The sequence below is a fragment of the Paraburkholderia sp. 22099 genome (assembly GCF_052045835.1).
GTDB lineage: Bacteria > Pseudomonadota > Gammaproteobacteria > Burkholderiales > Burkholderiaceae > Paraburkholderia > Paraburkholderia terricola.
Genome location: NZ_JBQEPU010000012.1, coordinates 138194 through 162030, shown reverse-complemented (window position 1 = coordinate 162030; position 23837 = coordinate 138194). Strand labels below are relative to the sequence as shown.

Here is a 23837-nt window from a genome sequence, read left to right as displayed (position 1 = left end):
AAATTAGTTGCTGGTCTTGTCGATCGCGTTCGATTGCGTCGGAGCCGGCGCGCCTTCCAGCATCGCCGCCGTCTTGCATTCGTCGGCGAGGCGCGAGCTGTCCTTATCCGAGAACAACATGGCTTTGGTCGGGATCACGATCAGATCCATACCCGACGCAGCATCGTGGAAACGGTCCGCGCCCGTGGTGGTCGTTGCGCGCGGCAAGTTGTAGTTCTTGTTCGCCCAGTGAACCGTGACGATCTGGTCACGCTTCATGTCGCCCTTGAGCTGGAAGGCCAGACCTTCGTTGCACGACCACTTTTCCGCGCCTTCCGGAATCGGGTCGATCTTCGCTTCCTTCGCGGGATTCGGCTTGCGCTTGATCAGGCGCTTGGGTTGCGGCTTTTTCGGCGTGGCTTTCGTGGCAGCGGGCTTCGTGGTCGTCGCCGTTTGCGCAGCGGCGTCAGTCGCGACGGTCAACACCGTCGTGGACAGGGCGCCAATCACGGCGGCGATCATCAGCTTTTTCATGGAGAAAACCTTTCTATCTAATTTCAGTTGAACGGTGCGGGCTACCGGTCCAGGCCGACCGCAAGGGTTGAACTGCACGCGCTTTGGAAGCGCACAGCGACCGCTATTTTCTCCTATTTAGCGGCACGAACTTCAAATTCTCAGGTCCCGTGTAATTCGCGCTCGGACGGATGATCTTGTTGTCGATGCGCTGCTCGATGATGTGCGCGCTCCAGCCTGCCGTGCGCGAGATCACGAAGAGCGGCGTGAACATCGCCGTCGGCACGCCCATCATGTGGTACGAAACCGCGCTGAACCAGTCGAGATTTGGAAACATCTTTTTCACTTCAGCCATCACTGTTTCAAGTCGCTCCGCGATGCTGAACAGCTTGGTGTTGCCCGCTTCCTTCGAGAGCTTCCGCGCGACTTCCTTGATCACCTTGTTGCGCGGATCGGAGATCGTGTACACCGGGTGGCCGAAACCGATCACCACTTCCTTGTTTTCCGCGCGACGGCGGATGTCCGCCTCGGCGTCGTCCGGCGTCGGGTAGCGCGACTGGATCTCGAACGCGGCTTCGTTCGCGCCGCCGTGCTTCGGGCCGCGCAGCGCGCCGATCGCGCCGGTGATCGCCGAATAGATGTCCGAGCCCGTGCCCGCGATCACGCGGCCGGTGAAGGTCGACGCGTTGAATTCATGCTCGGCGTACAGGTTCAGCGATACATGCATCGCGTCGACCCACGACTTCGACGGCGCGACGCCGTGCAGCAGATGCAGGAAGTGGCCGCCGATCGAATCGTCGTCGGTTTCGACCTCGATGCGCCTGCCGTTGTGCGAGTAGTGATACCAGTAGAGCAGCATCGAGCCGAGCGAGGCCATCAGTTTGTCGGCGATGTCGCGCGCGCCCGGCAGGTTGTGATCGTCCTTTTCCGGGAGCACGGTGCCGAGCACTGAGACGCCCGTGCGCATCACGTCCATCGGATGCGCGGCGGCGGGAATCCATTCGAGCGCGGCCTTCACGTTCGCGGGCAGGCCGCGCAGCGCCTTGAGCTTCGTCTTGTAGGCGCCCAGTTCGGCCTGGGTCGGCAGTTTTTCGTGGACCAGCAGATACGCGATCTCCTCGAATTCGCACGCGCCGGCGAGGTCGAGAATGTCGTAGCCCCGATAGTGCAGGTCGTTGCCGGTCTTGCCGACCGTGCACAGCGCCGTATTCCCCGCGGTCACGCCGGACAGCGCCACGGACTTTTTCGGTTTGAAGCCGCCTTGGGCTTCGTTCCCGCCTTGTGCGCCGGCGGTTTGCGTCGTATCGCTCATCTCCCGCTGTCTCCTTGGTGCCTCTGTGCCGCTTGCGGTCGTCGTGCAGCGTGGGTGCCTGCTTTGCGCCGCGGCAGGTCATGCCATGATCCGGCCGAATCGCAGTGCATATGGGCGCCGTTGAACGCTGCGGCGCCGGCTGTCGCATTGGTCATCGCCTTCATGAAGCGGTTTGCACGTTAGCGCCCACTTTCGCAAAGAGCGGCGCGGCGTCTTGCGGAACGGCGCGACCAGTGGATTGCGCTCGGCGAAGCACGGACCAGTAGTAGCGGTAGCTGGCGCGGTCGTGCAGCGTGTCGTGATGGCGCGTCGGTCCCCAATGCGCGGACTGCGCGGCCAGCAGGATTTCGGTTGCGGTGGCGATTTCTTCGTCGCGCGGTGCGAACGCGGCTACGATCGCCTCGATCTGCGCCGGGTGGATGCTCCACATGCGCGTGTAACCGAACTCGCTGCGGGCGCGTGCGGCGTCGTTGGCGACCACGCCCATGTCACGCACTTCGGTGCTGACGTTGTGCGATGGCACCTTGCCGTACGCATGGCAGGCTGCCGAGATTTCCAGCTTCGCGCGTCGCACCAGCGGATGATCGAACTGGCCGGGCGAGCGCATCGCGGTATCGGGAATTGCGCCGTCGTGCGCGGAGACGAAGTCCATCAGGCCGAAGCTCAGTGCTTCCACGCCTGGTAGCGCGGCCAGATCGAACACACGCATGAGCGCGCCGTGGGTCTCGACCAGTAATTGCACTGGCACCGGCTGGGCGATGCCGAGTTCGCGTCGCGTCGCCTCGATGAACGCGACCATCTCGGCGGCGTCGGGCAGGTTGCGGATCTTCGGCAGGGTGATGTAAGCAGGTGCTCGTCTCGCTGCACGCAGAATGAGGCGGACGTCGTCGCGCCAGTGCGCGTGATCGAAGTCGTGAATGCGCACGCCGACCCGGCCGAAGCGGTCATGCTCGCTGCCCAGCAGGGAAGCGACCAGCTCAGCGTGTTCCGCCTCCCGGCCGACCTGCGCGCCGTCCTCGCAATCGAGCGTGATGTCGAACACCGGGCCCAGTTGTTGCTGCAACGCGAGCGATTTCAGCATCAGCTTTTCGCTGCCGGCGTAGTGATCGCAGGCAGGCAGCACAGCGGGCGGCACTTCGCCGTCAAACAGCACTTCGGCGGGTGTGAGGGCGCGCATCTTCGGCGTCAGGGTTTGGGGTGGTCGTGTTTAGGGAATCTGATTCGGGCGCGCTCTGCTGACGCTCATTGCGCAGCCGCGCAAAACGCGCTCGGATCAGATGCGAATAGCTGCATTCGCACGTAAAAAACCGGAACTCACGCGCTGAGGCGACGCCCGGGAGCGCCCCCGGACATGGCGTTTCGCGGTGCGCCGCCGAGGGGATCTCCATGCTCAAGAGGATCCCAGCAGAGCGAAAAACTTCGGGCGGCCCAGCGTTTTCTCACGAGTTCCGGTTTGCCTGCATCAGGCGCTTAGCCGAGCAGATGCTGAACGCCTTCGCGCTCTTCCAGCAGTTCCTGCAGCGTGCCGTCCATCTTTTCGCGCGAGAACGCGTCGATTGCCAGGCCTTCGACGCGCTTGTACTCGCCGTTTTCGCACGTGACCGGCACACCGTAGATGATGTCTTCGGGAATGCCGTACGAGCCGTCCGACGGGATGCCCATCGTGACCCACTTGCCGTTTGTGCCGAGCACCCAGTCGCGGACGTGGTCGATTGCAGCGTTAGCCGCCGACGCCGCCGATGACAGGCCGCGCGCTTCGATGATTGCCGCGCCGCGCTTGCCGACAGTCGGGATGAACGTGTTGCGGTTCCATTCGTCGTCGTTGATCAGCTTGGTCAGGTCTTGGCCTTCCGCGGTGGCGAAACGGAAGTCCGGGTACATGGTCGGCGAGTGGTTGCCCCACACAGCCAGCTTTTCGATCGAAGCGACCGGCTTGCCCGACTTGGCCGCCAGTTGCGACAGCGCGCGGTTGTGGTCCAGACGCAGCATGGCGGTGAAATTCTTCTTCGGCAGATCCGGCGCCGACTTCATGGCGATGTAGGCGTTCGTGTTGGCCGGGTTGCCGACCACCAGCACTTTCACGTCGCGGCTGGCGACTTCGTTCAGCGCCTTGCCTTGGACGGTAAAAATCTCGGCGTTGGCCGAGAGCAGGTCCTTGCGTTCCATGCCTTTCGAACGCGGACGCGCGCCGACCAGCAGGGCTACGTCGGCGTCCTTGAATGCAACCTTCGGATCGTCGGTGATCACGACGCCCGACAGCAGCGGGAATGCGCAATCATCCAGTTCCATCACGACGCCTTTCACGGCGCCTTGCGCTTGCGGCAGATCGAGCAGTTGCAGGACAACCGGCTGGTCCTTGCCGAGCAGGTCGCCATTGGCGATGCGGAACAGCAGGGAGTAAGCGATTTGACCTGCGGCGCCGGTGACGGCAACGCGCTTTGCGGGCTTAGCCATTGAGAAATCTCCAGGACGATGCGTTAGACGCTAGGGAAAACGCCATTCTATATGGGCGTTCAGCGAAGCGTTGTGAAACACGGCGGAATTCACTACTCGCGGACAGCCCCGAAATGCCGAGGCCGTGCGGCGCGCTGCGGCAAGACCGCCATGCCGGAAACCTTACTCACGAGCAGGGGGTGGATAGGGGTAGCGCCGGATAGCCGCTGCACGGTGCGGGCTCCTGCAAACAGCGCGTTTCGGCAAACGTCTGGCCAACGAATGGCGGCGAATCGAAACCGGGACTGCGTGGGAACAGCATGGTGCAGAGTGACTGCCGGTGCGCTACGGCGCGGCCTGAAAAGAGGCGCCGAAAAACCCGCAAACCCTTGCTCGGAAGGGAGTGTAGGAGTCGTCAGACACAAAGTCAACATTATCTTATGTCTTATATAAGACATATCTATTGCGGGGAAAACCCTAGACGTGGCCCAGCCCTTTATGATGAAATGCGCGCATGAATTCGAACCCGGCGAACACCACGAATCCGAATGGCTCCAGCGCCACGGGAGAGGGTGTATCCGCTGCCGTGCCCGCCGCTGCGTCGCCCACCTTCAGCCCGTTGTATCAGCAGATCAAGGGCTTGATTACGCAGAGCCTCGAAAGTGGCGAATGGAAACCCGGCGAGATCATTCCTAGTGAAGTCGAATTGGCGGCCAGATACAAGGTCAGCCAGGGAACGGTGCGCAAAGCGATCGACGAACTCGCTGCCGACAACCTGCTGGTGCGCCGCCAAGGCAAGGGGACGTTTGTCGCAACGCACAACGAAGACCGCGCCCAGTTTCGCTTCCTTAGATTGCTGGCCGATGACGGCGCGGAACATCCGCACGTCAGCCGCCTGCTGGAATGCCGGCGTTTGCGAGCATCGGCGGATATCGCCCGGCAGCTCGATCTGAAACCCGCCGATCCCGTGGTGCTGATCAAGCGTTTGCTGCAGTTCGATGGCGAAGTCACCGTACTCGACGAAATCTGGCTGCCCGGCGCGGTATTTCGCGGACTCACACTTGAGCGGCTGTCGGAGTACAAGGGCCCGCTCTACGCGATGTTCGAAACGGAATTCGGCACGCGCATGATCCGCGCAACGGAAAAAATCCGCGCGGTGGCGGCCGAGCCAACGGTTGCGGATCTCCTGCGCGTGCCTGCCGGCTTCCCGCTGCTGTCGGTCGAACGAGTGTCGTACACGTATGGGGATCGGCCGGTGGAAGTGCGGCGAGGTTGGTATGTCACAACCGGGTATTACTATCAGAACGACCTGAGCTGAGTCGGGCTGAACGAGGCGCGGCGTCCCACACGCACGCCTGTTTGAAGGCACCTTTATCGCGCACGCTGTAACGGACCTGTCGTGGTTTTCGCTGCAGCGCGATATAAAAAGGCGCTAAAATCGCGGATTAGTGTGACTACATAGTAGGGGTCTAGCATGGCTGAAGCCGTAAAAAAACCGAGGCCGGAGTTCCGGAACATCGGTATCGGACAGATATTGACGGCATACCGTCTCCCGCTAGCGGGGCGAGTTTCAATCTTGCATCGCTTAAGCGGTGGTCTGCTTTTTGTTTTTCTTCCGTTCCTGCTGTACCTCTTCGATCAAAGCCTGACTTCCGAACTGAGTTTCGAGGTCTTCAAAGGTTTCCTCTCCAACGTCATCGTCAAGCTCATCACGCTCGTTCTTGCGTGGGCCTTCCTGTTTCACTTCTGCGCGGGCGTCCGTCACCTCGTGATGGACACGCACCGCGCGGTCACGAAGGAAGGCGGCAAGCAAACCTCCATCGTCGTTCTCGTCGTGTCGTCGCTTCTTACGATTGCATTCGCGGCAAAACTGTTCGGAGTTTTTTAAAAAAATGGCAGCTAATAACCGAATCGGTCCAAAGCGTCTCGTCGTCGGCGCACATTACGGTCTGCGCGACTGGCTCGCCCAGCGCATTACCGCCTGCGTGATGGCGATCTACACGGTGATCCTGCTCGCATGGTTCTTCGGCGCGCGCGATTTCTCGTACGAAGGCTGGGCCTCGATCTTCGCCACGCAATGGATGAAGCTCGCCACGTTTGTCACGCTGCTCTCGCTGTTCTATCACGCGTGGGTCGGTATCCGCGACATCTGGATGGACTATGTGAAGCCCGTGGGCACGCGCCTGTTCCTTCAGGCGCTGACGATCGTCTGGCTGCTCGCATGTGCGGGCTACGCTGCGCAGATTCTCTGGAGAGTGTAAAAGAATGGCTGCAATCAAAAATTCTCTGCCGCGTCGCAAGTTTGACGTGGTTATCGTCGGCGCGGGCGGCTCGGGAATGCGTGCTTCGCTGCAACTGGCGCGCGCCGGTCTGTCGGTCTGCGTGCTGTCCAAGGTGTTCCCCACGCGCTCACACACGGTTGCTGCTCAAGGCGGCATCGGCGCCTCGCTCGGCAACATGAGCGAAGACAACTGGCACTATCACTTCTACGACACGATCAAGGGCTCCGACTGGCTCGGCGACCAGGACGCGATCGAGTTCATGTGCCGCGAGGCACCGAACGCAGTCTACGAACTCGAACACTTCGGCATGCCGTTCGACCGTAACGCCGACGGCACGATTTACCAACGCCCGTTCGGCGGCCACACCGCGAACTACGGCGAAAAGCCGGTGCAACGCGCTTGCGCGGCTGCTGACCGTACCGGTCACGCGCTGCTGCACACGCTGTATCAGCAGAACGTGGCGGCCAAGACGCAGTTCTTCGTCGAATGGATGGCGCTGGACCTGATCCGCGACGCCGAGGGCGACGTGCTCGGCGTGACCGCGCTGGAAATGGAAACCGGCGACGTCTACATTCTCGAAGGCAAGACCACGCTGTTCGCCACGGGCGGCGCGGGCCGGATCTTCGCGGCATCCACGAATGCGTTCATCAACACCGGTGACGGCCTGGGCATGGCCGCGCGTTCGGGCATCGCGCTGCAAGACATGGAATTCTGGCAATTCCACCCCACCGGCGTGGCCGGCGCGGGCGTGCTGATTACCGAAGGCGTGCGCGGCGAAGGCGGCATTCTGCGCAACTCGAACGGCGAGCGTTTCATGGAGCGCTACGCGCCCACGCTGAAGGATCTGGCGCCGCGCGATTTCGTCTCGCGTTCGATGGACCAGGAAATCAAGGAAGGCCGTGGCGTCGGTCCGAACAAGGACCACGTGCTGCTCGACCTGTCGCACATCGGCGCGGAGACGATCATGAAGCGTCTGCCGTCGATCCGCGAAATCGCGCTGAAGTTCGCGAACGTCGACTGCATCAAAGAGCCGATTCCGGTCGTGCCGACCATTCACTATCAGATGGGCGGCATTCCGACGAATATTCACGGCCAGGTCGTGGGCACGTCGAAGGGGCACGAAGAGCCGGTGAACGGTTTCTACGCAGTGGGCGAATGCTCGTGCGTGTCGGTGCACGGCGCGAACCGTCTCGGCACGAACTCGCTGCTCGACCTCGTGGTGTTCGGCCGCGCCGCCGGTAACCACATCGTCAAGCACGTGAAGGAAATCAAGGAGCACAAGCCGCTGCCGGCCGACGCCGCCGATTTCGCGCTGTCGCGCCTCGACAAGCTCGAGAAGTCGTCGTCGGGCGAGTACACGCAAAACGTCGCGAACGACATTCGCGCGACCATGCAGAAGCACGCCGGCGTGTTCCGTACTTCGGCATTGCTGTCCGAAGGCGTTGAACGCATCCGCGAAGTGGCTGAGCGGGTCGACAGCATCCACCTGAAAGACAAGTCGAAGGTGTTCAACACGGCACGTGTGGAAGCGCTGGAAGTGGCGAACCTGATCGAAGTGGCGCGCGCCACGATGGTCTCCGCCGAAGCGCGCAAGGAAAGCCGCGGCGCCCACGCGCAAAACGACTTCGAACATCGCGACGACGAAAACTGGCTGCGCCATACGCTGTGGTTCAGTGAAGGCGATCGCCTCGACTACAAGCCGGTTCACATGCAACCGCTGACGGTCGAATCGGTTCCGCCGAAAGCGCGGACCTTCTAAGGCACAAGTCAAAGGAATTCAGAAATGGCTAAGCGTACATTTGAAATCTACCGCTACGATCCGGACAAGGATGCAGCGCCGCGCATGCAGTCGTACGACATCGAAATCGACTCGCACGAACGCATGCTGCTCGACGCGCTCGTCAAGCTGAAGGCTATGGACGAAACGCTGTCGTTTCGCCGTTCGTGCCGTGAAGGCGTGTGCGGTTCGGACGCAATGAACATCAACGGCAAGAACGGCCTGGCGTGCCTCACGAACCTGAACGACCTGCCGCAAAAAATCGTGCTGCGTCCGCTGCCGGGCTTGCCGGTCGTGCGCGACCTGATCTGCGACTTCACGCAGTTCTTCAACCAGTATCACTCGATCAAGCCGTACCTGATCAACGATACGCCGCCGCCAGAAAAGGAACGTCTGCAGTCGCCCGAAGAGCGCGACGAACTCGACGGCCTGTACGAATGTATCCTGTGCGCTAGCTGCTCGACCTCGTGCCCGAGCTTCTGGTGGAACCCGGATAAGTTCGTCGGTCCGGCCGGCCTGTTGCAAGCCTATCGTTTCATCGCGGACAGCCGCGACGAAGCGACGGGTGAACGCCTCGACAACCTGGAAGATCCGTACCGTCTGTTCCGTTGCCATACCATCATGAATTGCGTCGACGTTTGCCCGAAGGGCCTTAACCCGACCAAGGCGATTGGCAAGATCAAGGAATTGATGGTTCGCCGCGCTGTCTGAGATGGACGAATCATCACATCAGTCCGACCCTCTTCGCCGTGCGCGCCTTCGCTGGCGCGCACGGCGGGGCTTGCTGGAAAACGATCTGATCTTTGAGCGTTTCTTCAGCCGATATGAGCATGACCTCAGCGACGCCGACGTAGGCGCACTCACCCGCCTGCTAGAGCTGAGCGATAACGACCTGATGGACTTGCTGCTCGCGCGCAAGGAACCTGAGGGCGACCTTGCCGACCCGGATGTGATCCGGGTGCTGGAGCTGCTGCGCAACGCCTAACCGGCTTGAGCGCCGCTTGTCCGTTGTTCCAGGCGTGCAATTATCGAAACCCTGTTTCCATACTTCGATTGAGGATGTGCTATGACCCCGTCAGATGTTAAAGCCACGCTATCGTTCAGCGACAATTCGCCGAGCGTTGAAATGCCGATCTACAAGGGCACTCTCGGCCCGGACGTGATCGACATCCGGAAACTGTACGGCCAGACCGGCAAATTTACGTACGACCCGGGCTTCATGTCGACGGCGGCCTGCAACTCGGCGATCACGTACATCGACGGCGACAAGGGCGAACTGCTGTACCGCGGCTACCCGATCGACAACCTCGCGGAAAACGCCGACTTCCTCGAAACCTGCTACCTGCTGCTGAAGGGCGAACTGCCGAACGAACAGCAAAAAGCGGAGTTCGTGAAGACCGTTACGAATCACACGATGGTGCATGAGCAAATGCACTTCTTCTTCCGCGGTTTCCGGCGCGACGCACACCCGATGGCGATTCTCGTCGCGGCCGTCGGCGCGCTGTCGGCGTTCTACCACGACTCGCTCGACATCAACAATCCGCGTCACCGTGACGTGTCGGCCATTCGCATGATCGCGAAGCTGCCCACGCTGGTCGCGATGGCGTACAAGTACAGCATCGGCCAGCCGTTTGCGTACCCGAGGAACAACCTCTCGTACAGCGCGAACTTCATGCACATGATGTTCTCGAACCCGTGCGAAGACTACAAGGTCAACGACGTGCTGGTGCGCGCGCTCGACCGTATCCTGATCCTTCACGCAGACCACGAGCAGAACGCATCCACCTCGACCGTGCGTCTCGCCGGTTCGTCGGGCGCCAATCCGTTCGCGTGTATCGCGGCCGGTATCGCTTGTCTGTGGGGCCCGGCGCACGGCGGCGCGAACGAAGCCGCGCTGAACATGCTGGAAGAAATCGGCTCGGTCGACAACATTCCTGAGTTCATCAAGCAGGTGAAGGACAAGAACTCGGGCGTGAAGCTGATGGGCTTCGGTCACCGCGTCTACAAGAACTACGATCCGCGCGCGAAGCTGATGCGCGAAACGTGCCACGAAGTGCTGAACGAACTCGGCCTGCACGACGACCCGCTGTTCAAGCTGGCCATGGCGCTGGAAAAAATCGCGCTGGAAGACGAATACTTCGTGTCGCGCAAGCTGTACCCGAACGTCGATTTCTACTCGGGCATCGTGCAGCGCGCACTGGGTATTCCGACGTCGATGTTCACGTGTATCTTCGCGATGGCGCGTACCGTCGGCTGGATTGCACAGTGGAATGAAATGATCGCCGATCCGGAACAGAAGATTGGCCGTCCGCGTCAGCTGTTCATTGGCGATACGCAGCGTGAGGCGAAGCCGATTGCGCAGCGTTAAGCGGTCGCGTCACCGCGCGGCACGCACGCTGTGAAGCCTGCGAGCCGCGCGGCTGCAAGTGGTAAGAAAAACGCCTCAACGGAGCTTCCTTTGAGGCGTTTTGCTTCTGTCCTGAGCGGTGGCCGACGTGGATCAACCTTGCAGAGAACGGCGCATCAAGCGGCCGAACGTGCTTTACGTCGCGAACCGTTAGCTTTCGTACGCTCCAGTGACGGCGAGCGCACCCCAAGCGCTTGCGGTTCCGCTGAGATTTGCGGCGCATGCCCATAGGTTTCGAAGAAGCGCCGGTACGCACTCGGCGTCGTGCCTCGCGCCGAAAGAAACTGTCGATTGAAATTCGCCAGGTTCGGAAACCCGGCCTTGGTGGCGATTAGCGCGATGGGCCAGCTTGTGTCGGTCAATTGCCGCGTTGCGTAACCGATGCGCAGCCGGTTCAGATAACGTCCCACGCTTTCGCCGACGTGCCGCACGAAGTAACGGTGCAGCGAGCGCTCCGAGAGATTGGCTGCCTCGCATAATTCGGCGATACGCAACCGTTCGTGGAAGCGTCGATCGAGCAGATCCAGTACGCGATTCAGCCGTTCCGCTTCTGACGAGCTGCCGCCGGCAGAGGCCGTGGGCACCAGATCAGCCTGTTGAGCGGTTTGCTCCGGTTGCGCGCCGCTGCCCCGTTGTTGTCGTCCGTTCCGCCCATGCGCAGCCGGTGACGCCAACGGCTCCGACTTTGCGTCGGCGAGACAGGCGAGCACGTCCAACGCGGCACCCAGCCGCACACGCGGCGACTCATTCAGCAACGCACCCAACTGCGCGCGCATGAGCGCCGCGGCTTCGGGCGCAAACCGCAATCCTGGCGCGCCGCGTCTCAGCAGCGTACGCAATGACGCAAACTCCGGACAACAATCCGCCACCCGTCGCGCCCAGTCGCCGCTGAACCATATGACAACCGCCACTTGCGTCTCGCGCGCATCGATAGGCTCCGTCGACGCCCACGTGTGCGGCATATCCGGCGGCACGAGCACGAGATCGTCGCCGCTGTAATCAGCGCTGTGATCGCCGACGAAACGACGGCCGCGGCTATTCATCGTCAGCGTGAGTTCGTACTCGGGATGGTGATGCCATTCGAACGGGATCTGCGCGAGCTGCCGGTGGTAGACGCGAATCGAACAGCCGTCCGGGATGGTGACGCGTTCGTACTGAGGTTTCACGGGACGCAACCTGGCCGCGCGTGGGGTAAGCGGCGAATGTCCAAATTGTATCGATAATTGGCCGGATGAGATGCATGCTGGGCGCCAAAGATGCCTAATCTGGACGCACCCCATCCCGACAAAACCGATGCAAGGAGACAGGCCATGCCGCTCGTGATCGACAATCTTCCCGACGCGATCCGCGCTACGAAGCGCGCGCTGCAAACGGCGTTACCGAACCACAGGCAGGTGTTCGACGAAGTCGATAGCGCGATCAGGCAGCAAGTCGACGCCATCCGTCGCGAGCACGACCAAGGGCGTGACGCGATTCCCGTTTTCGACTATTCGGCGATCGTTTCCGGCGACGTCGACCAGGCCGCCATCGCCCGCATCAAGACGCGGGGCGCATGCGTCGTGCGACGCGTGTTCGATCCGCGGCAGGCAAGCGACTGGAACGACGAAATCGCCGACTACGTGCAGCGCAACAAGCTCGACGACAAGCTCGCGCACCGCGCCGAAGACAAATACTTCGGCAACCTGTCGTCGAGCAAGCCGCAGATCTATGGCGTCTACTGGTCGAGGCCGCAGACGCTGGCGCGTCAATCGCAGCAACTCACCAACACGCGCGTGTTCCTGAACCGCCTCTGGACGTCGGAGAGCGAAGGAAGGCAGCACTTCGATCCCGAGCGCATACCGGTCTACGCCGACCGGATTCGTCGCCGGCCGCCCGGATCGGAATCGCTGGGTTTGTCGCCGCACGTGGATGGCGGCTCCGTCGAGCGCTGGCTCGATCCGAATTTCCGCAAGGTGTATCGGCACGTGCTGTCGGGCAACTGGCGCGCGTACGATCCGTTCGACGCCGCATTCCGTCCCGACGTGCAGGAGATTCCCTCGCCGGCGGTCTGCTCGATGTTCCGCACGTTCCAGGGCTGGACCGCGCTGACGCCGCAAGGGCCCGGCGACGGCACGCTGCAATTGATCCCGATCGCCAACGCGATGGCCTACGTGATCCTGCGCGCGCTGCAAGACGACGTGCCCGACGACGGGCTCTGCGGCGCCCAACCGGCCCGCGCGCTGTCGATCCAACCGGCGTGGCACAGCCTGCTGCTTGAAGCGGTCACGCCGATTCCGCACATGCAGGCCGGAGACGCCGTGTTCTGGCATAGCGACGTCGTGCATTCCGTGGAAGACGCGCACCGCGGCAACGGCTACAGCAACGTGATGTACATCTCGTCCGCGCCCTGGTGCGCGAAAAACGAGGCATATCTCAAGCGCCAGTTGCCGAGCTTCCTGCGCGGCGAGAGCCCGCCGGATTTTCCGGCCGATCACTTCGAAACCGACTTCATTGGACGCGCGGAAGAAAGCGACCTGACTCCGCTGGGACGTGCGCAACTCGGTTTCGATCTCGTGCGCTAAGCGTTCGCACGCACGGGGTGGCGCGTGGGGCGCCCCCCGCACCCTTGCCGGGTAACACCAATACAGGTATCGACACTACCACCCAACTCACTGTTTTTTATCGGTTTTTTCGATGACGTGGGGCGCAATGCGAGCCGCTGCATGGCATAATCGACCGACACGGTCAGTCCGCAGTCACTACTACCCCGCATACCATGGCACAGACTCTCTACGACAAATTGTGGAACACACACGTGGTCCACACGGAAGAAGACGGTACGACGATTCTTTATATCGACCGTCACCTGCTGCACGAAGTGACCAGCCCACAGGCGTTCGAGGGCCTGAAGCTGGCTGAGCGTCCGGTGTGGCGCATCAGCGCGAATCTGGCGGTGTCGGACCACAACGTCCCCACCACGGATCGCAGCCACGGCATCGCCGATCCGGTTTCCAGGCTGCAAGTCGACACGCTCGATTCGAACTGCGACGCCTACGGCATCACGCAGTTCAAGATGAACGACCTGCGCCAAGGCATCGTGCACATCATCGGGCCGGAGCAGGGCGCTACCTTGCCGGGTATGACGATCGTCTGCGGCGACTCGCACACGTCCACGCACGGCGCGTTCGGCGCGCTCGCGCATGGCATCGGCACCTCGGAAGTCGAGCATGTGCTCGCCACGCAAACGCTCTTGCAGAAGAAGAGCAAGAACATGCTGGTCAAGGTGGAAGGCACGTTGCCGCGCGGCTGTACCGCGAAAGACATCGTGCTCGCGATCATCGGCAAGATCGGCACGGCGGGCGGCACCGGCTACGCGATCGAATTCGGCGGTTCGACGATTCGCGCGTTGTCCATGGAAGGCCGCATGACGGTCTGCAACATGGCGATCGAGGCGGGCGCGCGCGCTGGCATGGTCGCAGTGGACGACACCACCATCGAATATTTGAAAGGCCGCCCGTTCTCGCCGGAAGGCGTCGAGTGGGATCACGCGGTCGAATACTGGAAGCAGTTCAAGTCGGACGAAGGCGCGCAGTTCGATCGCGTGGTCGAGCTGAACGCTGCCGAAATCGTGCCGCAAGTCACGTGGGGCACGTCGCCGGAAATGGTCACGGCAGTAGACGGCCGCGTGCCGGACCCGGAACGCGAGAAGGACCCGGTCAAGCGCGACGCCATGGAGCGCGCGCTGAAATACATGGCGCTCGAACCGAATGCGCCGATCGAGTCGATCAAGCCGGATAAAATCTTCATTGGGTCGTGCACCAACGCGCGCATTGAAGACATTCGCGCCGCCGCTTACGTCGTCAAGAAGCTCGGTCGCCGCGTTGCGCCGAACATCCGCCTCGCCATGGTCGTGCCGGGTTCGGGTCTGGTGAAGGCGCAAGCGGAGCGGGAAGGGCTGGACAAGGTCTTTACCGACGCCGGTTTCGAATGGCGCGAGCCGGGTTGCTCGATGTGTCTCGCGATGAACGCCGACCGGTTGGATCCGGGCGAGCGTTGCGCGTCCACGTCGAATCGTAATTTCGAAGGTCGTCAGGGCGCCGGTGGCCGTACCCACCTCGTGAGCCCTTCAATGGCCGCAGCCGCGGCCATTGAAGGGCATTTCGTCGATATTCGCAAGCTTGGATAAAACGCATCATGAAGAACATGAATCGCATCACTCTACTGCGCCGCTTCGCGCTCGGTACGCTGGCTGGGTTGCTGCTCGGTCTGACGGGCTGCAACACGGTGCACGGATTCGGCGAGGACATGTCGCACCTCGGCAATTCGATCAGCAACCACGCTGACAAATAAGCGGTTTTTGATTTTTGCCGGCGATGCGCCGAGCGGTTCGACAGCCGCCACGCGCATCGCCCGGTCTTGAAACAGGCGCAAGCGTCATGGATAAATTCATCGTACACACCGGCGTCGTGGCGCCGCTCGATCGTGAGAACGTCGACACGGACGCGATCATTCCGAAGCAATTCCTGAAGTCGATCAAGCGCACCGGTTTCGGGCCGAACGCGTTCGACGAATGGCGTTACCTCGACCACGGCGAGCCGGGTCAGGACAATTCGAAGCGCCCGCTGAATCCGGATTTCGTGCTGAATCAGCCGCGTTATCAAGGCGCGTCGGTGTTGCTGGCGCGCAAGAATTTCGGCTGCGGCAGCTCGCGTGAACACGCGCCGTGGGCGCTGCAGCAATACGGTTTCCGCGCGATCATCGCGCCGAGCTTCGCCGATATCTTCTACAACAACTGCTTCAAGAACGGTCTGTTGCCGATCGTGTTGACCGAACAGCAAGTCGATCACCTGTTCAACGAAACGTACGCGTTCAACGGCTTCAAGCTGACCATCGATCTGGAAGCGCAAGTGGTGCGCACCTCGGACGGCGGCGCGGAGTATCCGTTCGAAGTCGCGGGCTTTCGCAAGTACTGCCTGCTGAACGGTTTCGACGATATCGGCCTGACGCTGCGTCACGCGGACAAGATTCGCCAGTTCGAAGCGGAGCGTATTGCGAAGCAGCCTTGGCTGGCTCATCGCATTGTCGGTTAAAGCGCCGCTCGCTGATTCGCGCTTGAACGTCCCAAGAAAATCATCAAGGAATTCGCATGAAGATCGCAGTGTTGCCGGGTGACGGCATCGGCCCCGAAATCGTCAAGGAGGCCGTCAAGGTCCTGAACGTACTCGGCGAAAAGTTCGAACTCGAAGAAGCGCCGGTCGGCGGCGCGGGCTACGAAGCGAAGGGCCACCCGCTGCCCGATTCAACGCTGGCGCTGGCGAAGGAAGCCGACGCGATTCTGTTCGGCGCCGTCGGCGACTGGAAGTACGACAAGCTCGAACGCGCGCTGCGCCCCGAACAGGCGATTCTCGGTCTGCGCAAGCATCTGCAACTGTTCGCGAACTTCCGCCCGGCGATCTGCTATCCGCAACTCACCGGCGCTTCGTCGTTGAAGGAAGAGATCGTTTCGGGTCTGGATATCCTGATCGTGCGTGAACTGAACGGCGACATCTACTTCGGCGCGCCGCGCGGCGTGCGTGAAGCGCCGGATGGTCTCTTTGCCGGCTCGAAGGAAGGCTTCGACACGATGCGCTATTCGGAGCCCGAAGTGCGCCGCATCGCGCACGTCGCGTTTCAGGCGGCGCAAAAGCGCGGCAGGAAGCTGACCTCGGTGGACAAGGCCAACGTGCTCGAAACGTCGCAATTCTGGAAAGACGTGATGATCGACGTGTCGAAGGAATACGCCGACGTCGAGTTGTCGCATATGTATGTCGACAATGCCGCGATGCAGTTGGTGAAGGCGCCCAAGTCGTTCGACGTGATCGTCACCGGCAACATGTTCGGCGACATTCTTTCGGACGAAGCGGCGATGCTCACGGGCTCGATCGGCATGCTGCCGTCGGCGTCGCTGGACAAGAACAACAAGGGCTTGTACGAACCGTCGCACGGTTCGGCGCCCGACATCGCCGGCAAGGGCGTGGCCAATCCGCTGGCGACGATCCTCTCGGCCGCCATGATGCTGCGCTATTCGCTGAACAAGGCGGAGCAGGCGGACCGCATCGAAACCGCGGTGAAAAAGGTGCTCGAACAGGGCTATCGCACCGGCGATATTCTCACGCCGGGTTGCAAGCAGGTCGGCACAGTGGCAATGGGCGATGCGGTGGTTGCCGCGCTGTAAACAATGTCGCCGGTCTGAAGCAATAGTCGGATTGTCAAACGGGCTGTCAAGCAACCTTTAAAGCGTGAATCCGCCTCGAAATGGGTGGAATCGCGCGCAATTCGGACGATAGCGGCGACTGGCGTCGCCAAATTTCGGTTTTCGTGTATATTGTAGCGATGGCGCGGATCTCTCAAATCTCCTCGATTTCGACCATTCACGGTCAAACCCACGGCAAAACGGCCCGTGTGGTTGAGCTCGCCATTACTACCAAAACGATTACCCCGAAAACGATCACGAAACGCTGATCGTCCGTCGTGCCCGCTCATCTTCCCCGCGCGGTCACTGCGGGCAAAGATGCGGGGAAGTCTCCACTCGAAGGGTATGAAGTCATGAACGTAGGTCTCGTAGGTTGGCGCGGCATGGTCGGCAGCGTCCTGATGCAGCGTATGCAGCAGGAAGGCGATTTCGACTTGGTCGAACCGGTGTTTTTCAGCACCAGCAATGCGGGCGGCAACGCGCCGTCGTTCGCCAAAAACGAGACCAAGCTCAAAGATGCGACAAGCATCGAAGACCTGAAGAAGTGTGAAGCGATCATCTCCTGTCAGGGCGGCGATTACACGAACGAAGTGTTCCCCAAGCTGCGTGCGGCGGGCTGGAATGGCTACTGGATCGACGCGGCTTCGTCGCTGCGCATGAAGGATGACGCGGTCATCATTCTCGATCCAGTCAATCTCGACGTAATCAAAAATGCACTGGTCAAGGGCCAGAAGAATTTCATCGGCGGCAACTGCACGGTCAGCCTGATGCTGATGGCGCTGGGCGGCCTGTTCCGCGAAAACCTCGTCGACTGGATGACGGCCATGACGTATCAGGCCGCTTCGGGCGCGGGCGCGCAGAACATGCGCGAACTGCTGCAGCAAATGGGCACGCTCTACGGTGCGGCCAAGGAAGATCTGGCGGATCCGTCGTCGGCGATTCTCGACATCGACCGTCGCGTGCTGAGCGCGATGAACAGCGACCGCATGCCGACCGACAACTTCGGCGTGCCGCTCGCCGGTTCGCTGATTCCGTGGATCGACAAGGATCTCGGCAACGGCATGTCGAAGGAAGAGTGGAAGGGCGGCGCGGAAACCAACAAGATTCTCGGCAAGCCGGCCATGGGCACGCCGGGCTCGATGCCCGTAGACGGCCTGTGCGTGCGGATTGGCGCGATGCGCTGCCACTCGCAGGCGCTCACCATCAAGCTGAACAAGGATGTGCCGCTGGACGAAGTGAACAGCATCCTCGCCTCGGGCAACGACTGGGTCAAGGTCGTGCCGAACGAACGTGAAGCATCCATGCGCGATCTGTCGCCCGCAGTGGTGACGGGCACGCTGACCGTGCCGGTCGGCCGCGTGCGCAAACTGGCGATGGGCGGCGAATACCTGTCGGCCTTCACGGTCGGTGACCAGTTGCTGTGGGGCGCAGCCGAACCATTGCGTCGTATGCTTCGCATTGTGCTCGACAAGTAAAGTAAACTACGCGCTCACGACGCGTAGAAAACTCAAGAAGCGTCGCGCTTGCGCGGCGCTTTTTCATTGTGTGCTCCGATTATCTTGTCTCCTTCCAACCGCAAAAAAGGGCTGCGCGCTGACGCGCCAGGAGTCCCGATGAATCTTCGACTCTCTTCCCTTCGGGCTATGTTCATTCATCGAGTTACAGGCCGATTGACGGGTCGATTGGCGGCTGCCGTCGTTTTGGCGCTTGCGCTGACTGGTGGTGGCGTCAGCGGCGCAATCGCGGCGCCCGTCGAGGCGGCGAGCGCGCCGGACGCCGCTTCAGTTTCCTATGCGGCCGGCGGCCAATATACGGTGAAGCCCGGACAGTCGTTGAACGACGTCGCGATCGCCGTCACCCAGTCTCGCGACCGGGCGACGCTCGCACGCGCGACGCGCGCGTTGTTCGACGCGAATCCGGGCGCTTTCATGGGTCATGACCCGAGCCGGATGCGCGTGGGTGCGGTGTTGACCGTGCCGGCACTGGATGCGTCGGGTGCGCTGGCGGCTTCTGCGGCGGCTGCGGGCTCTGGCGCGTCGGCGACCACGGCGGCGTCGGCCGCTTCGGCTCCCGCGGCCGCGGCTGCTTCGGCGCCGAATGCAGCGGTGGCGGTCGGGGCGGCGAGCGGCGCTTCGCAGGTCAATGCGGCTGCGGCGCCGGCCGCGCCCGCGGTTTCGGGAGCGGGCAGTGCGGCGAGCGAGGCAAGCCCGACGACGCCGGGCGGCGCGGCGGTGAGCGGAGCCGCGTCGTCGGCGCCGCTCGCAGGTTCGCAGACGGCGGCGTCGGCCGCCGGCGGCGCGCATGTCTGGTCCGGATCGATCCAGCCCTCGGCCAGCGAGGCTGCCGAAGGCGCATCGGCAGCCATCGCAGGGGCCGCCCCGGTGGCGTCAGCCGTGCAATCCGCATCGCAGCCTCGCGCGCAGGTGTCCAGCCTGCAGCAATTGCTGGCGTTGAAAAACCGCGTGTTGATGGAGTTGCAAAAGCATGGCATCGGTGGCGCGCCGGCGGCCACGGGCACTGCGTCGACGAGCGGCGCGCAGCCGGCGGCTGGCGCTTCAGCCGCCGCGGTTGTGTCGGGCCACGGCGGCGCGGCGATCCCGGCATCGAACGAAGCCGGCATGTCACAAACGAGTTTGAGCGTGGCGGCAGCGATTGGCGCTGCGCTGGTCGTGCTGCTGGGAGCCTTGCGTCTGCGGCGGGCTAAGCGCGAGCGGCTTGCCGCGGCGGAAGCTGCGTCGGCGGATGCCGAAGCCGCGGCGCCGGCATCGGCGAAAAGCGCGGATTTGCATCAGGTCGAGTCGGCCCATGAGCCGACTCCGGTACGTGAGGCGTCGGATGTAAGCGACGACGACGCGGTGCGGCAGGCGGCGGCGCTTGCCGCCGCTGAACGCGAAGCCGCCGAGGGCGAGGCGGCGGCGCGCGAGATGGCGGAGCGGATCGCAGCGGAGCGCGAGGCGGAAATTCTCCGGGCGGCCTCGAGGGAGGCGGCGGCACGCGAAGCTGCTGAGCGGGCGGAGGCAGAGCGCCTTGCGGCGGAGGCGGCGTCGGTGGAACAAGCAGCGGCGGCGGAACGTGCGTTGGCGGAGCAGGCGGCGGCAGAGCGTGTTGCGGCGGAGAAGGCAGCGGCGGAACAAGCGGCGGGAGAGCAGGCGGCCGCGGAGCGTGCTGAGGCGGAACGTGCTGAGGCGGAGCGTGCTGAGGCGGAGCGTGCTGAGGCGGAGCGTGCTGAGGCGGAGCGTGCTGAGGCGGAACGTGCTGAGGCGGAACGTGCTGAGGCGGAACGTGCTGAGGCAGAGCGTGCGGCAGCAGAACACGTAGCAGCAGAACACGCAGCAGCAGAACACGTCGCAACTGACGAACCCACACCGGGCGCGCCAGCTACAACGCAGGATGCAGATGCACGGTTGACGAGCGAACCGCACGAGCCTCTGAACGTACAGTCACAGGCGACCGGCTTCGCGAAGCAACACGTCGAGCCGCATACGACTTCGCCGTCCGGCGAGCCATACAGCGAGACCTCAGCGCCTCCTCTGCCTGAGAGCGCCCCGCCAGCGCATCAGGAAACAGCGCACATCGAACCCCCCTATCAACCGTCCGACGAGCAGCCACCGTCGACGCAAACAGCGACGCCAGGCGGCACGCCGGCGTTCGAGCCCGCGCCCGTGTCGCAAGCTCAGCCCGCGCCCGCCATGCCGACCGAATTCCCGCGCGACGCTGTCGACGCATTCGGCAGTCTCGACATGCCGTTGCCGCCTCGCGCCGAACCGGGTGCGGAAAGCGTGCGTGCCGCGACTTCGCCGGAAGCGGCCCCACAGCATCCGGCCGTACCGCACGACGAGGAAGACGCCCCACATATCGCCGACGAAATTGCCGCCGGCACCGGGCGTCACGCCGCCATCGCGGGTCTCGGCGCGGCCGGCTTCGGGGCCTTGAAGCTCGATTTCGACCTCGAATTGCCGCCGAGTCCGGCTCAGCCGTTGCCGGCGTTTACCCAGGCCGATCTCGTCCGCATCGCCCGCAACAAGCTCGACCTTGCCGCCGAATACATCGAACTCGGCGATCTATCCGGCGCCCGCGCGCTCATCAACGAAGTCATCGAGGCAAACGACCCGGCCACGCGCACCGAGGCCCGCGCGTTGCTCTCGACGCTCGCACCGTTGTCGTGAAGCGTATTGCACTAGGCGTCCAGTACGACGGTTCGGCATTCTTCGGCTGGCAGTCGCAGCCGCACGGCCAGACCGTGCAGGACGAACTCGAACGGGCGCTGCGCGAGTTCGCGCAGACGCGGGTGCAAACCGTCGTCGCGGGTCGCACGGACACGGGCGTGCATGGTCTCGGCCAGATCGTGCATTTCGATACCGAACTCGATCGCGCGGACGTTTCCTGGGTTCGCGGCACCAATTCGTTCCTGCCGAAGACGATTGCGGTGCAGTGGGCCAAGCCGATGCCCGACGAATTCCACGCGCGTTTCTCGGCGTTCGAGCGGACTTATTACTACGTTCTGTATGTTCATCCGGTGCGCTCGCCCATGCTGGCGACGCGGGCCGGCTGGGTGCACACGCCGCTCGACGTGGACGCGATGCGCGCTGCCGCCGCGCATGTGATCGGCGAGCACGATTTTTCGGCGTTCCGTTCGTCGCAATGCCAGTCGAAGACGCCGTTCAAGCATCTGTATCAGATCGACGTCGTGCGGCAGGGCGACTTCATCCATTTCCGCTTCCGGGCGAACGCGTTCCTGCATCATATGGTGCGCAACCTGATGGGCTGTCTGGTCTACATCGGCCGCGGCCGTCGCCCGGCCGAATGGATGGCCGAGGTTCTGGCGAGCCGCGACCGCGAATACGCCGCACCGACCTTCATGCCGGACGGCTTGTATCTCGCACAGGTGGGCTATCCTGAGCATTTCGCCGTGCCCGCGCCGCAAACGGGCAGCGTGCCGTGGAGCACCGTATGGACCGAGCAACCGAAGACATGAACTCAACCGACGAACTACCGGACGAAACCGGTGCCGCCGTGCCGCATCGCACGCGCATCAAACTGTGCGGGTTGTCCAGGCCGGAGGATGTGACCCACGCGATCGAACTCGGCGCCGACGCAATCGGCCTCGTCTTTTATCCGCCGAGCCCGCGCTCGGTGAGCGTCGCGCAGGCCGTCGAACTGGTGCGCGACGTGCCGCCGTTCGTGTCGGTGGTGGGTTTGTTCGTCAACGCCACGCCCGACTGGATTCGCGAAGTCGCGAGCAATGTCGGGCTGACATTGTTGCAGTTTCACGGCGACGAGACGGCGGAACAGTGCGAATCGCTCGCCGGCGTTGCGGGTTTGCCTTGGTTGCGTGCGCTGCGCGTTGCGGCGGATACTCAGCCGGCCGATTTGGTAAAATCGGCGCTTAACTATTCAGCAGCCAGCAGCTTTCTCTTCGACGCCCATGTCGAGGGCTATGGCGGTGGCGGGAAGGTTTTCGATTGGTCACTTATTCCAGCAGAGCTCGCGCGTCGGGCCGTTTTGAGTGGTGGGTTGAACGCGCAAAACGTCAGTGATGCGATCCATCACGTGCGCCCGTACGCGGTCGATGTCTCGAGCGGCATCGAAGTGCCGGGCGCCAAGGGCGTGAAGGATCACGCCCGGATGGCGGCGTTCGTACGCGCGGTGCGCGCAGCGGACGCCGAATGACTCCGGCGGCGCGGTTTTCGCATAGCAAGGCCGCGCGCCACACTGAGAGTGATCACATGTACAACTTGCCTGATGAAAGAGGCCATTTCGGCCAATTTGGCGGCATTTTCGTCGCCGAAACGCTGGTTCACGCACTCGACGAGCTGCGCACCGCCTACGCGAAATACCAGAAAGACCCAGAATTCGTCGCCGAGTATGAGCGCGAATTGAAGTATTTCGTCGGCCGTCCGTCGCCGATTTATCACGCGCAGCGCTGGAGCGAAATGCTGGGTGGCGCGCAAGTTTTCCTCAAGCGGGAAGACTTGAATCACACCGGCGCCCACAAAATCAACAACGTGATTGGCCAGGCGCTACTCGCCAAGCGGATGGGTAAACCGCGCGTGATAGCGGAAACCGGCGCGGGCCAGCATGGCGTCGCCACGGCGACCATCGCAGCGCGCTTCGGCATGGAGTGTGTGGTCTACATGGGCTCGGAAGACGTTCGCCGCCAGGCTGCGAACGTGTACCGCATGAAGCTGCTCGGCGCGACCGTCGTGCCGGTCGAGTCGGGCTCGCGTACGTTGAAGGACGCGCTCAACGAAGCGATGCGCGACTGGGTGACGAACGTCGAAAGCACGTTCTACATCATCGGCACAGTGGCGGGACCGCATCCGTATCCGATGATGGTGCGCGACTTCCAGCGGGTGATCGGTGACGAATGCAAGGTGCAAATGCCCGAACTCGTCGGCCGCCAGCCGGACGCCGTCATCGCGTGCGTTGGCGGAGGTTCGAATGCGATGGGTATCTTTTACCCGTACATCGACGACGCTTCGGTGAAGCTGATCGGCGTGGAAGCGGCCGGCGACGGCCTCGAAACCGGTCGTCACGCAGCCTCCCTGATCGGCGGCAGTCCCGGCGTGCTGCACGGCAACCGCACCTATCTGCTACAAGACGAGAACGGTCAGATCATCGAGACGCATTCGGTATCGGCGGGTCTCGACTATCCGGGCGTCGGCCCGGAGCATGCGTGGCTAAAAGAGAGCAATCGCGCGCAATACGTCGGCATCACCGACGAGGAAGCGCTCAAGGCGTTTCACGATTGCTGCCGCATCGAGGGCATCATTCCGGCGCTGGAATCCAGCCATGCGCTGGCCTACGCCGCGAAACTCGCGCCGACGTTGCCCAAGGACAAAGTGCTGCTAGTCAATTTGTCGGGCCGTGGCGACAAGGACATGCATACGGTCGCCGAGCGATCGGGCATTCAGTTCTGAGCG

At 62.6% G+C, this 23837-nt stretch carries 22 protein-coding genes; 17 read left to right on the top strand and 5 right to left on the bottom strand.

The genetic code is table 11. The features are described from left to right. Positions 1 to 3: 3 nt before the first annotated feature. From ACTJLC_RS14155 to ACTJLC_RS14140, 4 genes are all read right to left on the bottom strand, one after another. Complete coding sequence (locus tag ACTJLC_RS14155) at positions 4 to 513, bottom strand: hypothetical protein (protein ID WP_073431349.1); 510 nt, start codon at positions 511 to 513, stop codon at positions 4 to 6. Between the two features lie 103 nt (positions 514 to 616). Beyond that, complete coding sequence (gene prpC / locus ACTJLC_RS14150; protein ID WP_083081775.1) at positions 617 to 1804, bottom strand: bifunctional 2-methylcitrate synthase/citrate synthase; 1188 nt, start codon at positions 1802 to 1804, stop codon at positions 617 to 619. A gap of 160 nt (positions 1805 to 1964) precedes the next feature. Then, positions 1965 to 2981, bottom strand: a complete 1017-nt coding sequence (locus ACTJLC_RS14145; RefSeq protein WP_083081774.1) for an HpcH/HpaI aldolase/citrate lyase family protein — start codon at positions 2979 to 2981, stop codon at positions 1965 to 1967. 293 nt (positions 2982 to 3274) lie between these two features. Further along, positions 3275 to 4258 (bottom strand): malate dehydrogenase, encoded by a 984-nt coding sequence (locus ACTJLC_RS14140; RefSeq protein ID WP_073428566.1) that lies wholly within the window; start codon positions 4256 to 4258, stop codon positions 3275 to 3277. 493 nt (positions 4259 to 4751) lie between these two features. Between ACTJLC_RS14140 and ACTJLC_RS14135 the strand changes: the two genes are divergently transcribed. From ACTJLC_RS14135 to gltA, 7 genes are all read left to right on the top strand, one after another. After that, positions 4752 to 5555: a GntR family transcriptional regulator gene (locus tag ACTJLC_RS14135; protein WP_114164091.1), complete on the top strand. Its 804-nt coding sequence runs from the start codon at positions 4752 to 4754 to the stop codon at positions 5553 to 5555. Positions 5556 to 5711: 156 nt separating this feature from the next. Then, positions 5712 to 6125, top strand: coding sequence for a succinate dehydrogenase, cytochrome b556 subunit (gene sdhC / locus ACTJLC_RS14130; protein WP_073428568.1), 414 nt, complete (start codon positions 5712 to 5714; stop codon positions 6123 to 6125). Positions 6126 to 6129: 4 nt separating this feature from the next. Further along, entirely contained in the window at positions 6130 to 6498 is a 369-nt protein-coding gene (gene sdhD, locus ACTJLC_RS14125) for a succinate dehydrogenase, hydrophobic membrane anchor protein (RefSeq protein WP_073428569.1), read from the top strand. Positions 6499 to 6502: 4 nt separating this feature from the next. After that, a complete protein-coding gene (gene sdhA / locus ACTJLC_RS14120; protein ID WP_073428570.1) occupies positions 6503 to 8278 on the top strand; it encodes a succinate dehydrogenase flavoprotein subunit in 1776 nt (591 codons plus the stop codon). 24 nt (positions 8279 to 8302) lie between these two features. Then, positions 8303 to 9007, top strand: a complete 705-nt coding sequence (locus ACTJLC_RS14115) for a succinate dehydrogenase iron-sulfur subunit (protein WP_073428571.1) — start codon at positions 8303 to 8305, stop codon at positions 9005 to 9007. Position 9008: 1 nt separating this feature from the next. After that, the gene (locus ACTJLC_RS14110) at positions 9009 to 9281 is read left to right on the top strand and encodes an FAD assembly factor SdhE (RefSeq protein WP_083081771.1); all 273 of its coding nucleotides are present in this window, start codon (positions 9009 to 9011) and stop codon (positions 9279 to 9281) included. 81 nt (positions 9282 to 9362) lie between these two features. Continuing rightward, complete coding sequence (gltA, locus tag ACTJLC_RS14105) at positions 9363 to 10664, top strand: citrate synthase (RefSeq protein WP_073428573.1); 1302 nt, start codon at positions 9363 to 9365, stop codon at positions 10662 to 10664. Between the two features lie 155 nt (positions 10665 to 10819). Here the strand turns inward: gltA and ACTJLC_RS14100 are convergent, their stop codons facing one another. After that, entirely contained in the window at positions 10820 to 11869 is a 1050-nt protein-coding gene (locus ACTJLC_RS14100) for an AraC family transcriptional regulator (protein WP_310130908.1), read from the bottom strand. Positions 11870 to 12013: 144 nt separating this feature from the next. On the opposite strand from ACTJLC_RS14100, the gene ACTJLC_RS14095 reads away from it, so the two are divergent. From ACTJLC_RS14095 to trpB, 10 genes are all read left to right on the top strand, one after another. Further along, positions 12014 to 13264: a DUF1479 domain-containing protein gene (locus ACTJLC_RS14095; RefSeq protein WP_310130911.1), complete on the top strand. Its 1251-nt coding sequence runs from the start codon at positions 12014 to 12016 to the stop codon at positions 13262 to 13264. A 194-nt stretch (positions 13265 to 13458) separates the two neighbouring features. After that, on the top strand, positions 13459 to 14868 hold the full coding sequence (gene leuC / locus ACTJLC_RS14090; protein ID WP_310130913.1) for a 3-isopropylmalate dehydratase large subunit: 1410 nt from the start codon (positions 13459 to 13461) through the stop codon (positions 14866 to 14868). 5 nt (positions 14869 to 14873) lie between these two features. Further along, positions 14874 to 15032 carry an entericidin A/B family lipoprotein gene (locus tag ACTJLC_RS14085; RefSeq protein ID WP_073428576.1) on the top strand — a complete coding sequence of 53 codons (159 nt, stop codon included), beginning with the start codon at positions 14874 to 14876 and terminating at the stop codon, positions 15030 to 15032. 86 nt (positions 15033 to 15118) lie between these two features. After that, positions 15119 to 15772 carry a 3-isopropylmalate dehydratase small subunit gene (gene leuD, locus ACTJLC_RS14080; RefSeq protein WP_114164095.1) on the top strand — a complete coding sequence of 218 codons (654 nt, stop codon included), beginning with the start codon at positions 15119 to 15121 and terminating at the stop codon, positions 15770 to 15772. A 56-nt stretch (positions 15773 to 15828) separates the two neighbouring features. Then, entirely contained in the window at positions 15829 to 16896 is a 1068-nt protein-coding gene (leuB, locus tag ACTJLC_RS14075) for a 3-isopropylmalate dehydrogenase (protein WP_073428578.1), read from the top strand. 371 nt (positions 16897 to 17267) lie between these two features. Further along, on the top strand, positions 17268 to 18389 hold the full coding sequence (gene asd / locus ACTJLC_RS14070) for an aspartate-semialdehyde dehydrogenase (RefSeq protein WP_310130917.1): 1122 nt from the start codon (positions 17268 to 17270) through the stop codon (positions 18387 to 18389). Between the two features lie 138 nt (positions 18390 to 18527). Beyond that, on the top strand, positions 18528 to 21080 hold the full coding sequence (locus ACTJLC_RS14065; protein ID WP_440844261.1) for a FimV/HubP family polar landmark protein: 2553 nt from the start codon (positions 18528 to 18530) through the stop codon (positions 21078 to 21080). Beyond that, positions 21077 to 21889 carry a tRNA pseudouridine(38-40) synthase TruA gene (gene truA, locus ACTJLC_RS14060; RefSeq protein ID WP_310130923.1) on the top strand — a complete coding sequence of 271 codons (813 nt, stop codon included), beginning with the start codon at positions 21077 to 21079 and terminating at the stop codon, positions 21887 to 21889. The genes ACTJLC_RS14065 and truA overlap by 4 nt, the downstream gene beginning before the upstream one ends. After that, positions 21886 to 22584, top strand: coding sequence for a phosphoribosylanthranilate isomerase (locus tag ACTJLC_RS14055; RefSeq protein WP_310130925.1), 699 nt, complete (start codon positions 21886 to 21888; stop codon positions 22582 to 22584). The genes truA and ACTJLC_RS14055 overlap by 4 nt, the downstream gene beginning before the upstream one ends. A 56-nt stretch (positions 22585 to 22640) precedes the next feature. Next, a complete protein-coding gene (gene trpB / locus ACTJLC_RS14050) occupies positions 22641 to 23834 on the top strand; it encodes a tryptophan synthase subunit beta (RefSeq protein WP_310130929.1) in 1194 nt (397 codons plus the stop codon). The last annotated feature ends 3 nt before the right edge of the window (positions 23835 to 23837 follow it).

Bases quoted from the DNA above. Each gene is read 5' to 3' on its own strand.
- ACTJLC_RS14145 (WP_083081774.1), bottom strand. From the start codon at position 2,981: ATGCGCGCCCTCACACCCGCCGAAGTGCTGTTTGACGGCGAAGTGCCG.
- ACTJLC_RS14135 (WP_114164091.1), top strand. From the start codon at position 4,752: ATGAATTCGAACCCGGCGAACACCACGAATCCGAATGGCTCCAGCGCC.
- asd (WP_310130917.1), top strand. From the start codon at position 17,268: ATGAACGTAGGTCTCGTAGGTTGGCGCGGCATGGTCGGCAGCGTCCTG.
- leuC (WP_310130913.1), top strand. From the start codon at position 13,459: ATGGCACAGACTCTCTACGACAAATTGTGGAACACACACGTGGTCCAC.
- leuB (WP_073428578.1), top strand. From the start codon at position 15,829: ATGAAGATCGCAGTGTTGCCGGGTGACGGCATCGGCCCCGAAATCGTC.
- ACTJLC_RS14155 (WP_073431349.1), bottom strand. From the start codon at position 513: ATGAAAAAGCTGATGATCGCCGCCGTGATTGGCGCCCTGTCCACGACG.
- leuD (WP_114164095.1), top strand. From the start codon at position 15,119: ATGGATAAATTCATCGTACACACCGGCGTCGTGGCGCCGCTCGATCGT.
- ACTJLC_RS14110 (WP_083081771.1), top strand. From the start codon at position 9,009: ATGGACGAATCATCACATCAGTCCGACCCTCTTCGCCGTGCGCGCCTT.
- sdhA (WP_073428570.1), top strand. From the start codon at position 6,503: ATGGCTGCAATCAAAAATTCTCTGCCGCGTCGCAAGTTTGACGTGGTT.
- ACTJLC_RS14065 (WP_440844261.1), top strand. From the start codon at position 18,528: ATGAATCTTCGACTCTCTTCCCTTCGGGCTATGTTCATTCATCGAGTT.
- ACTJLC_RS14055 (WP_310130925.1), top strand. From the start codon at position 21,886: ATGAACTCAACCGACGAACTACCGGACGAAACCGGTGCCGCCGTGCCG.
- prpC (WP_083081775.1), bottom strand. From the start codon at position 1,804: ATGAGCGATACGACGCAAACCGCCGGCGCACAAGGCGGGAACGAAGCC.
- ACTJLC_RS14115 (WP_073428571.1), top strand. From the start codon at position 8,303: ATGGCTAAGCGTACATTTGAAATCTACCGCTACGATCCGGACAAGGAT.
- ACTJLC_RS14095 (WP_310130911.1), top strand. From the start codon at position 12,014: ATGCCGCTCGTGATCGACAATCTTCCCGACGCGATCCGCGCTACGAAG.
- gltA (WP_073428573.1), top strand. From the start codon at position 9,363: ATGACCCCGTCAGATGTTAAAGCCACGCTATCGTTCAGCGACAATTCG.
- ACTJLC_RS14140 (WP_073428566.1), bottom strand. From the start codon at position 4,258: ATGGCTAAGCCCGCAAAGCGCGTTGCCGTCACCGGCGCCGCAGGTCAA.
- sdhC (WP_073428568.1), top strand. From the start codon at position 5,712: ATGGCTGAAGCCGTAAAAAAACCGAGGCCGGAGTTCCGGAACATCGGT.
- sdhD (WP_073428569.1), top strand. From the start codon at position 6,130: ATGGCAGCTAATAACCGAATCGGTCCAAAGCGTCTCGTCGTCGGCGCA.
- trpB (WP_310130929.1), top strand. From the start codon at position 22,641: ATGTACAACTTGCCTGATGAAAGAGGCCATTTCGGCCAATTTGGCGGC.